We start from the raw sequence: 14,640 nt of genomic DNA on the forward strand, positions 1-14,640 counted from the left end.
GTGTCCTTATAGAACAGAGCCCAATATGGGCTGAAGAGCTCCAGCGCGTCTAGGCATTTAACCAAGCGGACGTTCTGTGGAGTGATCTGAAATACAGGTCTGTCAGGTGTTGGGAGCTTCAAAAGCGCAATAGCGAATGTCCGCTTAGGGCTGCGAGCAACTGGTTCAGACACCAAAAAATGGCGCATGCCGGTGTTCGACTTCATAGGAAAAATCTTGTTGATCGCACGGCTGCGCCTGTCAGTTTACTAACCACGCCGCTGCCAACTCAAAAGACTTTTGGGCTACTTCGATGCTGATGCGAGCGCTGCTCCGATTCCAACAAATGCGCCGCCGGTGATCCTGTTGAACCATCGTCCGCTTCGGGCAAGCCAGGGTGCAATGCGTTGAGCAAACCCTGCGAGCAAAAGCTCGTAGGCAACCTCAACGAGTACAAACGTTCCGCCAAACACAGCGAGCTGTAGCAGGAAGGGGGATCCAGCAACCATGAACTGTGGAAGGAACGCGGCAAAGAACAAGAGTCCCTTGGGGTTGGAAACAGCCACTAGGAATCCCTGCTGGAACATTTTGTATGATCCAAGCTTATTCGCTGGCGACAAGTTGGCCGCTGCACTGAAATCAGGGGGTGCGGAGCGCCATACCCTAATGCCGAGGTAGACGAGATATGCGGCACCAATCCATTTTGCGACGAGAAAAGCACGCTCCGATGCAGCTAGCAAAGTGCCAAAGCCTGCCAGGGAAATCGCAATTAGAAGGAAGAAGCCAAGCGCGCCACCAAAAACGGTGGAAACTGTTGGGCGGAAACCGTAGCAGGCCCCATGTGTCAGGGATAACAACCCATTCGGACCAGGAGTCAGGGACAATCCGACCGCAGCAGCCAAATAAATCAGCCAGAGTTCGAATGTCATTGCTCTCTCCAAAATCTCATACGAAATTGCCATGCGCTGATACTAGCTAAACAGGTTTTAAGGGAGTGAGACAAGCCGAGCCGGAATGAGGATTCCCCAGTTGTCGGGGCGTTCATGGCGACCACTTGGGGCTGCGAGCGCAGTGGCAGAATTGAATTTGATGTGTGCCTGAAGTGAATTAGACTGAGAAATAACTGTTCAGATAGCTCATTAAGAGGACATCATGGCAGCTCCTTTAGTCCAAAACTGGGAACTGACCGCCGCCATCCAGGACATAGCAGATTGGCTGGTTCAACAGGGCTTAGAGAATGCGCCGGTGGAGATCTGGCTCGAAGCATTCTGCAATCGACTTGTTTCGGCGGGAATTCCACTTCAAAGAGCAAACATCACTGTGCGCGCACATCATCCCGAGATTGGGACGGTCGCTTTCCGATGGCACAGGGACGGAGGAAATGAGCGAGAAGAGTTTATTCGAAGAACGGATGCACCTGAAGAATACGTTCTGAGCCCGATTTACTATCTTTTGGTAAACAACGTTGAAGAGATTAGACAGGACCTGACGGTCCACGACCCGGCGCTTGATTTTCCTTTGTTTGACGAACTTCGCGAGCGCGGTGCCACAGACTACTTCGCTGTCAAACGGTTCTTCCTTCTTCCAGATAATGCTACACCTGTCGATCCAATGCAGGCCGAGGAAGGCGCCATTATTTCATTGGCAACCGACGCGAGGGGGGGCTTCACAAGCCAGCAACTTGACGGTCTGCGTCAACTAATATCTCCACTTTGCCTGACGCTGAAATGTGGGGCAAACAGGCTGATGGCTGAAGACATAACCGCCGCGTACTTGGGAAAAGACGCTAGTAGGCGCGTTCTTTCCGGGGACATCACTCGAGGTTCATCCGAAACGATTTCAGCCGTGATTTGGTACTTTGATCTACAAGGATTTACCAAATTATCAGAGGCGCTTCCGGGACATTCAATAATAGAATTGCTAAACGATTACTTCGCGGAAGCTGTTGACGTAGTTGAACGCCATGGCGGTAATGTTCTGAAGTTCATGGGAGATGGAATGCTCGCCATCTTCGATATCAATCAAGTTCCGGACGCGCGCAGCGTCGCAATTCACGCGGCAGCGGAGTTGCGAGGTACCTTTGACGAACTCAACCAACAACGACAAGCGAGCGGTTTACCAACGACCGGCTTCACTCTTTCGTTGCACGCTGGCGATGTTCTTTATGGCAACATTGGCGGTAGGTCTCGCTTGGATTTCACAGTGGTTGGCCCCGCAGTCAATACGACGTCCCGTATTCTTGGCATGTGCAACGCGCTCGATCAGAACATTGTCGTTTCCGACAAGGTGGCTGGCGACTTAGTGAACTCCATTCCAAGCCTTGTTTCCCTGGGGCAATACAGATTGCGCGGTGTTGCTGAAAGGCAGGAGCTGTTCACGATAGACTAAACGCGAATTGAAAGGCACCGCCTAACCCGCAGGGCCGCCGGACGGTCTTCAATCATTAACTTGTCCTGAGTGGTGGACTGTTACGATGATCAGTCAGCCTTCGCCATAAACGCCTCGAAGGCCTCCTTATAGTCTGGATGCCATCGGCTTAATGGGGGGCGATTTTCGATGACGTCTCCCACGCTCCAGGCAATGCGTTTCTCATCGACATCACGTGAGACATCATTGTCGGGGCAGAGGATGTAAAAGTCCCCGCGGTTCACGCTGTCGACAAAGAAGTCGACCGTCTGCTCTGCGGTCCAAGCGGAGGCAGGTTTTTCAGGCAGGGAGATCATACCAGTATAGACAAATCCAGGCACAAGGAGATGCGCTGTGATCTGATGGCCGGGGCCGTTTCTCAGCTCATGTGATAGCGCCTCGGTGAAAACTTTCAGAGCCGCCTTTGAGACGTTGTAAGCCGGGTTGCCCGGCGGTGTGGTGATACCTTGCTTGGACCCTGTATTGATTATTGCACCTGGTCTGTTTCGCGCGATCATGTTTGGCGCGAATACCTGAGTGCCATGGATCGGACCCCAAAGGTTCACGCCTAGCATCTTATCCCAAGCCGTGGCGTCCCCAATGGTCGATGATTTGCCGCCGACACCAGCGTTGTTCATTAAGATGTCTGCCCCGCCGTAGCGGTCTGCTACCATCCGTTCCAACGCCTCTAACTGCGCGCGATTACTGACATCTGTCTCAGACGTCATCACATCGGCCGCACCGGCGGCGGACACCATGTTTGCCGCGGCAGCCAGTTTCTCGGTGTCTTGATCAACAATAACAATGCGCATGCCCATCTGAGCGAACTTCACTGCGGCGGCGAGGCCAATGCCTGAAGCACCCCCGGTGATCACGGCCACAGAGTCTGAGGTAAATGCGGGGTGTGTCATCGGCTAGGCTCCTCCTATTCCCGTGTTGAATCGACAGGCCCGGAAAACCCCAGACCTGCCGTTGTTTTTTAGGCCGCGTTGGCAACGTTAGTTTTAAGCTTCATCATACCTTCCATACCGTAGGCGGTGAAGAGCACCTCGGTTGCCTTTTCCGCTTGCACGTTCATCGGAATGACAGGGTCTGCCATGCCGCTCTTGTCCACTTCATTGCGAAACTGCCGCTGTCCAGGCGCGGTATGGATCACCTCGAGCACCGCGTCCGACACGATCTGCGGAACCTGTAGCGGGTTGTTGGATAGGGATTCACCCATGCTTTGCAGCATGGCCTCGGGCGCTCCGGCAAATTCGCCATAGCTTGCATCCCGATCGCGCGAGGACGGCTGAATGAGGTTGTTGAAGAAGTTCGTGGGGAAGCCGCCGGGCTCGATGACAGCGACATCGACACCAAACTGGCTCAACTCCCAGCGGTAGTTTTCGCTGAGCGCCTCCACGGCCCATTTCGCCGCGTTGTAAGGGCCAAGGAAGGGCACTGTCACGCGGCCAAGAAGGCTAGTGACGTTCAAGATCAGCCCGGATTGCCGTGCCCGCATTTTGGGTAGGACGGCGCGGATCATCCTCTGCACTCCAAAGACATTGACGTCAAAGACACGCTGAAAATCGTCTCCAGAGAAGTTCTCTTGCAGACCGTGTGCACCCGCACCGGCGTTGTTGACCAACACATCGATCTGCCCGAGCGTGGCTTCTGCCGCGGCCACGCCCGCTTCGACGGAAGCATCGTCTGTCACGTCGATATCGACAACCTCAACGCCGAGATTGCGCAAGATCTGCGCGGCCTCCTTGTTGCGTCCTCTGGGATCGCGCACGGTCCCGGCAACGCGATGCCCGGCCTTGATCAAATCCGCCACCATCAGATTTCCAAATCCGCTGCTGGCACCTGTAACGAGTATGTTCATTTCTTTTCTCCTGAATGTGGCCCTGCATTGGACCTTGTGATGGCTCCAAGTTAGAGATTGCCAATATTAAGCAACAGAGGTATCAAATTGAACTAATGGTTGCAGATATTGGAACGATTGGTGTGCCTGCCTTGATCAGCTTCCACACCGTCGCGCGGCTCGGTGGGATCAGCGTTGCTGCCGATCATCTCAACATGGCGAAATCGGGTGTGTCCCGGCACATATCGCGGCTGGAAAACCATTTTGGCGTGAAGTTGGTCGAACGGAGTGGAAGATCCGTTAAACTCACCCCGACGGGCGTCCGACTTAACCAGCGGGTCCAGTCCATTTTGGCTGACATTGATTTGCTTGGTGACATCGCCCGTGAAGAAAGCGGGGAAGTCTCGGGTCAGGTGAACTTCGCCGCAACAGCGGAATTCGGCTCGGTGATTGCCTCAGTAATCCTTCCGGCCGTCCAAGAGCGCTTTCCGGATCTCACGTTGGTCATGCGCCCGGCTTATGAGTTCGAGGATATGCAGGATCCCAATACGGATCTGGCATTCAGGATCGGAACTTTCGAAGATGATAGACTGGTCGCGAAGCAGCTTGGCAGCTTTCGTTGCTGGCTCGTGGCGTCACCCGAGCTTGCAGCCCAGACAGCGATCAACACACCAGACGACCTGAAGGATCAACCTTGTCTCACCTTCAGAGGTGATGTTGCCAACACTACCTGGACCTTCTTTTCCCCAGACGATGTCTCAACCATCAAGGTAGGCGGACCATTTGCCACACGAAGTTTTTCTGTCTTACTTGATCTTGCAATGGCGGGGCGAGGATATGCTTTTCTGCCGGAATTCATGCTTGATGAGGTCTTGCAACAAGGAAGGCTTGTCCGCTGCTTGCCCAAGCACGTCTCGCGGCCATATTCGGTTTATCTGACGTTCCGTCCAGGCTCGCGGCGCATCGCACGAGTGGGCGCAGTCGCGTCCCTTGCCGAAGAACTTGTCCCGAAACTCCTTTCCGGCAGTTCGATATAGGATCTTTACCACAAACGTGCACAGACGCGGGGCGGTCTTCTTTGCAAGAGCCTCTAACGAAGGTGAACACCGGGCTCCAAGATCAGGCAATATGACTTGCAAGCTGCTACTGGATTGAGCGGATTGAATGGGCGCTTGGTTGCGTTTCTCGGGGCTTGCAAAGTCTAGTTTCGAATGTCCGGTTTGGGCTGCGACCAGTCCTCAACAACCACTGAGCCAACGGCAACTTTGTCCGCAAAGCGGACGTCGCCTCCAATTTGTCGTCTACAATTCTCTCTCTATAGACAGAATCCGAAATACGCCCGCATATCAAGAACAGCGATAAAAGGTTTTCGTGGACCTTCCTCAAACTCCTGAACCTCGACGTACATCCCCTCACCTGACGGCCACCGCGATAGCAATCGAAATCGGGAACTACTGTCACCCGAAGTTAGTATGATGCGCTCCAGAGCATTGGCGTTTCCAAGAACAGGATGGATAACGCGCCCCGTTTTTCTATCAATCGTGAAAGCCTGCTCTTTGGCGGTCTCTCCCACCCATTCTAGATCTTCACCTCCCTTCTGAGGCGGAGCCTGATGTGAGATAACTTCGCAGTAATAACTGTCTGGTGCGCCGTGAGCTATAATTGGCATCAGGTTCATTAATGCCGCCAGAACAACTGAATGGCCCCTCAAGGTCAGACTCTCCTTATTGTGAAGGCCAATAAGGCCATGATAAGTGGGCTTCCAAACAAAATATGGCTGCAAACAGCATGGATACCCACACCGTGTTAGCGCTGGCTTTTGCCCGGAGGTAGCTTAGCCAAGTTCTGGTAACCCCTTAAACGACTACTGCTCCACAGAGCAAAGTTAAGGCTGCACCAACATAGTCTGGCATGCGGCCTGCTCCTTATTGTTAAATGCTACGCCGGTCGCTCCAGCGCATTTCATCTGCCAAGGTTCTATTTCTTTCTAAGTTCTGAAAAAAATCGAACCTACAATAATGTCCGATACTATGGAAAACGGCCAAATGCTTTAGCCACGATCGTCAACTCTAGATTGGTATATAAGTCCGAGTCCGACAGCCAATGCTACAAACTTGAGAAGTAAGAGCTTCGTCACCTGCGCCCGTTCCTATTTGTCATCTTCAGATTCAGTAATTGTCACCACTAAACTTCTTTGACGAGGTAGTCATGATTCCCTCGCACGGTTGAAATCTCCTATCGGATCGTTGGTATCAGGATCAGCACCCAAAGCATCACGGGCTTGTTCGTGACGATGTTCGTTCTGCATATCGATTACTTGAAAGGGATCATAGAACAGCCTAGCGTTCGATCGAAGGCAAGAGTTGATTAAAGCATCATCATCCAGGCCTTGGCAAATAAGCCTCTCCAAGAGCAGACGCAGATTGGCACTTTTGGGAACGCGCAGCTGCTTCAAAATGCTGCCGTCACTCGCGTACCGTGTGATCAGATATTCGGTCGTCTTAGCCATCAAATCTCCTATTCGTCATCCACAACATCGAAGAAAAGCCAAAGCACGACCGTAGAACCGAACGGCGACCAGAAAACAGAAATGATCTACCACGGCCACGGGCTGTGGCCGCGCGCCTTCGCCATATCGCCAACCGTCCAAAACACCAGCCAGATCACCAGAACGGCGACCAACAGCACAAACAATGGCAGACCTACATCCATAACATCATCCATTTTCAGCTTGCGCGCGCCTAATCCGATTGCATCAATGATCGTCACATTGAGTGTGCAGTCAAAGTTTTCCAACCCGAAAAAGAATAGTCACGGCCACTTGGGCCGGGCGGGTATGGGACGATTGCGATTGAACAACCGTTCTGATACGTGGGCGACATGTTTGAAAAGCCTTTTGATCCAAGAGCAAACGAGCGCAAGACCTATTTCTTATTGGGCGCCCTCATCCTGTTGGCGGTTTTTCATTTCACCTATCAGGCAGTGTTTTTTACCTTTGAAAGACGGCCAGATGAGATCAAAGCCATCGCGTATTTCGTCAATCTCCTTTCGCTCCAAGGTGATGCCCGATTGGGTCATGTCTGGGTGGAAGAGACTTGGACGAGGCTGGTTTTATTCTCGCTCAACATAGCGATTACCCTAGGACTGCTTGCGCTCAAACTAATCGACAAAAAGGCCGCCGTCCTTGTCGCCATTTGGCCGTTGTCGGTGCTGCTCTTCTCCAAGGTATATTGGGAATTCTTTTATTTCCCGCTGTGTTTGATCCGTCCGGACCTAACCGTTCGCCGGGAATTTGGTGTCATAGCGCTGCTGGCAACCCTGCTTTATGCAACCGGCGAGGCGAACCTGGGGGTGATCCTGACGTTCCGGGCGGCTCTGCTAATGCAGCATCTGGGATTTAAACGCTCTACGCCAATCGGCATCTTTGGCTTCGGTGTGGTGCTGGATGCCGCGATGAAAACCGGGGTCGCTTTCTCGCTTCCTTGGATCGGGGGATTGTTGCAGCGGTTCGACTGGACAAGGAATACCGTCAATCCGGATTATTCGCCGATTGAAAGTATCGCAGTCTTTGTCGCCAGCTTTCACTTTTTCAGCCTGCACACCGGTGCCTACTGGATTGACGCGCTGTTTTCGTTGGTGGTCGTCGCATACCTTATGAGTTCCGGTGAATTTCGCCTGAATCTACGGAAGCATTTCTGGCTGATCGCGTGCTTCGTGTCAGTGTTCTTTTTCTACACAAACGTAACCTACGCATTCCAAAATGCGCGCTACTACTTTTTCTTTATCCCCGTGCTAGCTATGCTAACCCCGGCCCGTATGTTTCCTGGACTGGCTATCCTAGGGGTTCTTCACGTGATTTTCAGAAGTTTGGAGTTCTTCTCATAATCGATCGCTCGACGATTTCTAGTTGGCTGTTTGCCTGCTTAGTTGCAGCCTCGGTTCTAGTCTTTCTCTTCGTCGCGATTACCGAAGATGACCCAGCGATGCGGAGCGGTTTTATTGAGTATTTGACGCTCAGCGCAGAGCAAGGGAACTAGGCCACACCCCCAGATTTTGCCGCGAGAATGGTCCGGATCGCCGCCAGCCAAAACCTCAATGACATGGGCAAAGAAGAGTTCAAGGCGTCGGAGAACGCGGTTCTCGACTACTACAGGAGAATTGTCGGGGTGGTCAAATGACCGGCCGTTGCATGTCCACATCCCACCGTGCCCGCATTTTCCAAGCGGCAGATGGCATCTGTCACATCTGCGGTGATCCGATCGGTGGGACTCGCGAGAAATGGGAAGTCGAGCATGTGATCGCTTTCGAAATCAGCCGCGACGATTCAGACGACAATCAACATCCGGCGCATGTGCGATACCACAAGGACAAGACCAGGAAAGACCCCGCGGTGATCGCCAAGTGCAAGCGCGTGGAAGCGAAACACAAAGGCACCTTCAGAACCCGCACCCCTATGTGGGTAGCAAGGACAGAAACTGGAAGCAAAAAGTCGGCGGCGGATGAGTTCGTCGTAACGAGGAATTATCAGGAGAGAGGCCCAAGAAAAAACAAACTCGGAGATCTAAACAATCACCTGTTCGCACAGCTTGAGCGCCTCTCCGATGAAGACTTGTCCCCCGAGCGGATTGAGCAAGAGGTGAAGCGGGCCGGCCCAATGGTCGACGTTGCCGACAAAACCACAGGCAACGCAGAACTGAAGTTGAAAGCGGTAAGGCTTTACGCCGAGCACGGCGAGAAAACCGTCGGGCACCTGCCCCAGATCGGAAAGAGCGCAGAATGAAGGGGCGTTGGATCGAATTGCCCAACTGATCCAGCCACGGACTCAGAAAGGCAGCGAGCCACCTTCTCGCGCTCCACGGGGCCGCCCAATACGAGATCATGTCTATCCACGGACACGACCAGGCTAACACATCCGAGGCCTATACCGAGAGTGTCGAGCGTATGAAATTTGCAGAAATGGGCGCATCAAAATTGGCCCCGATGGACTGGCAAGTTTTCCTGATGGATGACAGTACTCACGAAGACTATCCGAAGAATTTTCCCGGATTGCTCACAGGGAAAAGGTCAAACGTCAACACTAAGTATCGCGTCCGGGGTGCAGTTAATCCTAAAAAAGAGAATTGGGCTGACAGTTGGTCCTGAGTACTTCGATATTGTTCGTCAGCAAAGAAACGCACGAGCCGGTGAAACGCCCGCAAGAAATCAAGGGGCGAAAGTTCGCAGCACTGGGCAAGTTTCGGATGAGATTAAGTCAATGCTCACCAAGGCCGCCAAAAGGGCGAAGGACCGAAGCCACGATTTCGATTTAACTGGTGAGTTTCTACTTGGGCTACTAGAGAGACAAGATTTCTGTTGTGCTATTTCTACAATCAGTTTCGACCTGTCAAAAAGGCCTGACTGTAGCCGTCGACCATTTACAATGAGCATCGACCGCATAGATACAAAACGTGAATACACAAAAGCCAACGTCAAGCTGGTTTGTACCATAGTAAGCATTGCTCGATCAGACTGGTCAGATGAAGAGTTTTTGAGGATGTGTCAGGCAGTTTTCGAAGCTCAGGTGTTCCACGCTCAATCCCAAAATACTGAAAACGGGACGCGCACCCTGTAGCATTATAATTTAATTACTAAATTTTAAGCCCCTTTCAACACTCTAAGTCCTGCCGGGCCTACCAAATCCCTGCCTATTCACAAACATCGCGCTGCATCTGATCTTGCTTCACCCGCTCAAATCGCTTTTTTCTTGATCCAATGAAGCAACAAGCGAGGTCATTTGGACATGGTTGAGGCAATTCAGCCCCCGACCCGTCTCGTTGTCATCGTCGCGCCCAGCTTCAACATGTCGGCCACGATGGGGTTCATCGACCCGTTCCGCGCAGCCAACTATCTGGACGGTCGATCCTATTTCAGATGGGAGTTCGTGTCGGAATCCGGTGGGCTGTGCGTGTCCAGCAATGGGGTCGGCATTGAAACGCAAGCCCTGAGTGATTTCAGTCCTGAGCCGCCCGACATCGCCATCGTTTCGACCAGTTGGAACCCCGAGAAACACCTGACAGATCGGCTTGGCAGCGTCCTGCGCCAATGGGCGCGGTCCGGTGCTACTCTGGGCGCGCTGGACACAGGCGCGTTTGTTCTGGCGCAGGCCGGATTGCTGAAAGGTCGCCGCGCCACCGTGCATTATGAACATATCGACGCCTTTCAGGAGCTCTACCCCGATATTGAAGTCGTCGAGAATCTCTATGCGTTGGACGGCAACCGGATCACCTGCTGCGGTGGAGGCGCCTCGGTGGATTTTGCTCTGCAGATCGTGCAGGGCATCCACGGCAGCGCGCTGGCCAACGCAGCCGCGCGGTACATCTTTCACGACCGTCTTCGCGGCCCCGCCGCCATGCAGCAGCCCGAAGGCAGCGAACCGCTAGGCGCGCTTGTCCCCGCAACCCTGAAAGCAGCCATTCAGGTGATGGAGGCGCATTTGGAAGACCCTCTGTCTATCCCCGACATCTGTGAGCAGGCCGGGGTCTCGCATCGCCAGCTCGACCGGCTGTTTGCAACCTACATCAAGAAAACCCCTGCCCTGTATTACCGCGATATCCGGCTAGACCGGGCGCGCGGGCTGGTGACGCAAACCGAACTGCCGATTGCACAGGTCGCAATGGCTTCGGGTTTTGCCAGTCAGGTCCATTTCAGTCGGGCTTACAAGGACCGTTTCGGCCTGCCCCCTAGCCAGGACCGGACAGAGGGGCGCGTGCCGTTCGAATACCGTGCCTGGCCAATGCATCGTAAGCCCAAAGCCTGATCTCGCCGGGCGGCGATAAAAGTTTACTGCGTGGCGTAAAAGGTTAAGCGTCACGCTTCTTTTCCGAGGAACATAGCTTCAGCAAGCCAACCCTCCGGGCCAAACCCGGACGCGTTATGTGGAGCCCCAAAATGAGCGCGCTGCCGTCCAAAGAGCAATTCGACCGGATTTCCGACGGGTTCAGCCCCGACCCGTTCAACACGCAATCCCTGAAGGCCGAGGCCTATGTTGACCCGGCATGGCATCAAGTGGACCTGAACGAAATCCTCGCCAAGACATGGCAATGGGTGTGCCATGTCGAAAAGCTGCGCGCGCCGGGGTCCTATGTGACGGTTGAGATCGCAAACCGACCCGTTGCCGTGGTGCGTGACCGCGAAGGTACGCTGCGCGCCTTTTACAACGTCTGCAAACACCGCGCCCACCACCTGCTGTCCGGCGAGGGCGAAACAACCCGCATCATGTGCCCCTACCATGCGTGGGTCTATAAGCTGGACGGCCAGTTGGTGCGCGCGCCTGAAACCGAGAGCCTGACCGGGTTCAACACCAAGGACATCTGCCTGGATCAGGTGCAGGTCGAGGAGTTCGCGGGCTTCATTTATGTCAATCTCGACCCCGACGCACGGCCTCTGCGCGAGATTTCCGGCAATCTGGAAACCGAAATCCGCCACTGGGCCCCGGATATCGAGAACCTGACCTTTGGCCACCGGCTGACCTATGACATCAAGTCGAATTGGAAGAACGTCGTCGACAACTTCCTCGAATGCTACCACTGCCCGACCGCGCATAAGGATTTCTGCGATCTGGTCGACATGGATACCTACAAGGTGACGACCTACGGCATCTATTCCAGCCACATGGCCGAAGCGGGCAAAGGCGCAAACACCGCCTATGACGTGTCGAACGCGACCGTGCGCACCCATGCGGTTTGGTGGCTGTGGCCCACGACCTGCCTGATGCGCTATCCGGGGCGGTCGTCGATGATCGTGCTGAACATCATTCCGATCGGGCCGGACCGGACATTGGAGACCTATGACTTCTTCCTTGAGACGTCTGAGCCGGATGCGGCTGAACTGGAAGCGATCCGCTACCTGGATGAGGTGCTGCAGCGCGAAGACATCGACATCGTCGAAAGCGTACAGCGCGGCATGAGCACACCTGCATTTACCCAAGGCCGCATCGTGCATGACCCGAACGGTTCGGGCAAATCGGAACATGCGGTGCATCACTTCCACGGGCTGGTGCTGGACGCCTATAAACAGGCCGCACCGTGACACGGCCCAATATCGTTGTGGTCATGGCCGACCAACTGGCGCCGCAATTCTGCGGTGCTTACGGCCATCCGACAGTGAAAACGCCCAACATAGACGCCTTGGCTGCGCGCGGAATGCGGTTCGATGCGGCCTATTGCAACTCACCGCTCTGCGCGCCGTCGCGGTTTGCCTTCATGTCGGGGCAATTGATCAGCCGGATTGCGGCTTATGACAATGCCAGTGAATTCCGTGCCTCGGTCCCCACCTTTGCGCATTACCTGCAGGCTTTGGGCTATCGCACCTGCCTGTCGGGCAAAATGCACTTTGTCGGCCCCGACCAGAAACACGGGTTTCAGGATCGCGTGACCACCGACATCTACCCGTCGGACTTCGCCTGGACCCCGGATTGGGAAGCCCCGGACGAGCGCATCGACAAGTGGTATCACAACATGCAGACGGTCAAGGAAAGTGGTGAGGCCATCGCCACTTTCCAGACCGACTATGATGACGAGGTCGAATTTGCCGCCCGCCGTTGGTTGATCGACCGAGGCCGGGACCGGGCCGCAGGGGATGACGCTCCGTTTTGTCTGGTCGCCAGTTTCATCCACCCGCATGACCCGTATGTCGCCAAGCCGGAGTGGTGGAACCTCTATTCGGATGACGACGTTCCCATGCCAGAATTCACTCTGACGCCTGCGGAACAGGATCCGTTCTCGCGCCGGGTGATGGACGGGATCGAGGCAAGCTATGTCCCTCTGACCGAAGAGGAAGTCCGCCGCGCCCGCCGCGCTTATCTGGCCAATGTCAGTTATTTCGACAGCAAGCTGGGTGCGATGGTCAAAACGCTCGAAGAGATCGGAGAACTGGACAACACCATTGTCATCGTCACCGCCGACCACGGCGACATGCTGGGCGAGCGCGGGCTGTGGTACAAGATGAATTTCTTCGAACACTCTGCCCGCGTGCCGCTTATAATGGCTGGTCCGGGTGTCGCGCAGGGCACCGCATCAAACGCCTGCTCGCTGATCGACCTGCTGCCGACCTTTGTTGAAATCGCCGGAGGCAGCGTTGCTATGCTTGGCGAGCCGGTGGATGGCCGTTCCCTGATGCCGCTGGCGCGCGGAGAAACCGATCCGATTGACGAGGCCATAGGCGAATACTGCGCCGAAATGACCCCCTACCCTGTGTTCATGATCCGGCGCAGGTCGTTGAAATACATCCATTGCGACCCGGACCCGCCACAGCTGTATGACTTGGCTATCGACCCGTTGGAAAAGGTCAATCGAGCGGAAGATCCTGACTACGCGACACAGGTTGCGAACTTTGCCGCCGAAGTCGCGCGTCGATGGAACAGCGAGAATCTACGCGCAGATGTGATTGCCACGCAAAAGTCCCGCCGCGCCCTGCACGCCGCGATGGGGGCCAATCCGGGAGAAAGCTGGGATTACAACCCGCCGCGTGATGCCTCTCAGGAATACGTGCGCAATCACCTGGATTGGACCGTTGCGGCCAAGCGCTATCGCTATCCGCCTTTGAAGGAGACCAACAAATGATGCTGGAAGGCAAAACAGCACTTGTCACCGGTGGGCGCGGCGGAATTGGGCGCGCGATCGTCGCCCGGTTTCTGCGCGAAGGGGCGCGGGTCTATGCCGCCGATCTTACGCCCGAAGGGTCTCTGGCCGCGCATGACGATGACGGCAGCATCTTTGTCAAACTGGATGTGACACAGGAGGCGGATGCTATTGCGGCGATGGAGCAAGTTGGTGCGGATACAGGCCAGCTGGACATTCTCGTCAACGCCGCAGGGATCGAAATCGAAAAGACCATCGAGGAAACAACACTGGAAGAGTGGAGCCTGTCTTTTGCAGTCAACGTTACCGGCACGTTCCTGACCTCGAAACACGCGCTGCCCCTGATGCGAAAGGCGGCCAAGGGCCACACGGCCTCGATCATCAATTTCGGCAGCTATGACGGGTTCATCGCGGACCCCGGGCTTGCCGCCTATTGTGCGACCAAGGGCGCGGTTCACGCGCTGACCAAAGCGATGGCCTGCGATCATGGCCCCGAAGGTATCCGCGTGAACGCGATCTGCCCCGGCTATGTCGACACGCCCATGTTGCAGAGCTTTTTCACCGGCGACGGCTCGGGCGGTGGCGGTAAAACCATCGATCAGTTGCAGCAAGCTGTTCGCGATGTCCATCCGATGCGCACCTATGGAACGCCGGACGACATCGCCAATCTGGTCAACTGGCTGGCCTCTGACGAGGCCCGTTACGCCAGCGGCCAGCTATGGATTCTGGACGGCGGGCTGAGCGCGCAGGTTCAGCAGATGAAGTTATGAGAAATCCGGTCTGATGGGGGAAGAC

At 54.9% G+C, this 14,640-nt stretch carries 13 protein-coding genes; 8 read left to right on the top strand and 5 right to left on the bottom strand.

Going from position 1 to position 14,640, the window contains the following annotated elements:
- Window positions 1–284 precede the first annotated feature (284 nt).
- A complete protein-coding gene (locus tag GOX63_RS03320; protein WP_170325076.1) occupies window positions 285–908 on the bottom strand; it encodes a LysE family translocator in 624 nt (207 codons plus the stop codon).
- Between the two features lie 223 nt (window positions 909–1,131).
- Here GOX63_RS03320 and GOX63_RS03325 point away from each other — a divergent pair, with 223 nt between their 5' ends.
- On the top strand, window positions 1,132–2,367 hold the full coding sequence (locus GOX63_RS03325; RefSeq protein WP_170325077.1) for an adenylate/guanylate cyclase domain-containing protein: 1,236 nt from the start codon (window positions 1,132–1,134) through the stop codon (window positions 2,365–2,367).
- Between the two features lie 89 nt (window positions 2,368–2,456).
- Here the strand turns inward: GOX63_RS03325 and GOX63_RS03330 are convergent, their stop codons facing one another.
- Window positions 2,457–3,296 (bottom strand): SDR family NAD(P)-dependent oxidoreductase, encoded by an 840-nt coding sequence (locus tag GOX63_RS03330; RefSeq protein ID WP_170544762.1) that lies wholly within the window; start codon window positions 3,294–3,296, stop codon window positions 2,457–2,459.
- 68 nt (window positions 3,297–3,364) lie between these two features.
- On the bottom strand, window positions 3,365–4,249 hold the full coding sequence (locus GOX63_RS03335; protein WP_170544765.1) for an SDR family oxidoreductase: 885 nt from the start codon (window positions 4,247–4,249) through the stop codon (window positions 3,365–3,367).
- A gap of 95 nt (window positions 4,250–4,344) precedes the next feature.
- On the opposite strand from GOX63_RS03335, the gene GOX63_RS03340 reads away from it, so the two are divergent.
- A complete protein-coding gene (locus GOX63_RS03340; protein WP_170325080.1) occupies window positions 4,345–5,265 on the top strand; it encodes a LysR family transcriptional regulator in 921 nt (306 codons plus the stop codon).
- A gap of 1,169 nt (window positions 5,266–6,434) precedes the next feature.
- Here the strand turns inward: GOX63_RS03340 and GOX63_RS03345 are convergent.
- Both GOX63_RS03345 and GOX63_RS03350 read right to left on the bottom strand, forming a co-directional pair.
- Window positions 6,435–6,737, bottom strand: a complete 303-nt coding sequence (locus GOX63_RS03345; protein WP_170325081.1) for a hypothetical protein — start codon at window positions 6,735–6,737, stop codon at window positions 6,435–6,437.
- An 86-nt stretch (window positions 6,738–6,823) separates the two neighbouring features.
- Complete coding sequence (locus GOX63_RS03350) at window positions 6,824–6,997, bottom strand: hypothetical protein (RefSeq protein ID WP_170325082.1); 174 nt, start codon at window positions 6,995–6,997, stop codon at window positions 6,824–6,826.
- A gap of 111 nt (window positions 6,998–7,108) precedes the next feature.
- Between GOX63_RS03350 and GOX63_RS03355 the strand changes: the two genes are divergently transcribed.
- From GOX63_RS03355 to GOX63_RS03380, 6 genes are all read left to right on the top strand, one after another.
- Window positions 7,109–8,113, top strand: coding sequence for a hypothetical protein (locus GOX63_RS03355; protein ID WP_170325083.1), 1,005 nt, complete (start codon window positions 7,109–7,111; stop codon window positions 8,111–8,113).
- 304 nt (window positions 8,114–8,417) lie between these two features.
- On the top strand, window positions 8,418–9,008 hold the full coding sequence (locus tag GOX63_RS23735) for an HNH endonuclease (RefSeq protein WP_254435845.1): 591 nt from the start codon (window positions 8,418–8,420) through the stop codon (window positions 9,006–9,008).
- A gap of 999 nt (window positions 9,009–10,007) precedes the next feature.
- Complete coding sequence (locus GOX63_RS03365; RefSeq protein WP_170544768.1) at window positions 10,008–11,024, top strand: GlxA family transcriptional regulator; 1,017 nt, start codon at window positions 10,008–10,010, stop codon at window positions 11,022–11,024.
- 131 nt (window positions 11,025–11,155) lie between these two features.
- Complete coding sequence (locus GOX63_RS03370) at window positions 11,156–12,295, top strand: aromatic ring-hydroxylating oxygenase subunit alpha (protein ID WP_170325085.1); 1,140 nt, start codon at window positions 11,156–11,158, stop codon at window positions 12,293–12,295.
- Window positions 12,292–13,827, top strand: a complete 1,536-nt coding sequence (betC, locus tag GOX63_RS03375; RefSeq protein WP_170544773.1) for a choline-sulfatase — start codon at window positions 12,292–12,294, stop codon at window positions 13,825–13,827. Before GOX63_RS03370 ends, betC begins: the two co-directional genes overlap by 4 nt.
- The gene (locus GOX63_RS03380) at window positions 13,824–14,615 is read left to right on the top strand and encodes an SDR family NAD(P)-dependent oxidoreductase (protein WP_170544776.1); all 792 of its coding nucleotides are present in this window, start codon (window positions 13,824–13,826) and stop codon (window positions 14,613–14,615) included. The genes betC and GOX63_RS03380 overlap by 4 nt, the downstream gene beginning before the upstream one ends.
- Window positions 14,616–14,640: the final 25 nt, after the last annotated feature.

The sequence above is a fragment of the Ruegeria arenilitoris genome, assembly GCF_013031355.1.
Classification (GTDB): Bacteria; Pseudomonadota; Alphaproteobacteria; order Rhodobacterales; family Rhodobacteraceae; genus Ruegeria; species Ruegeria arenilitoris_C.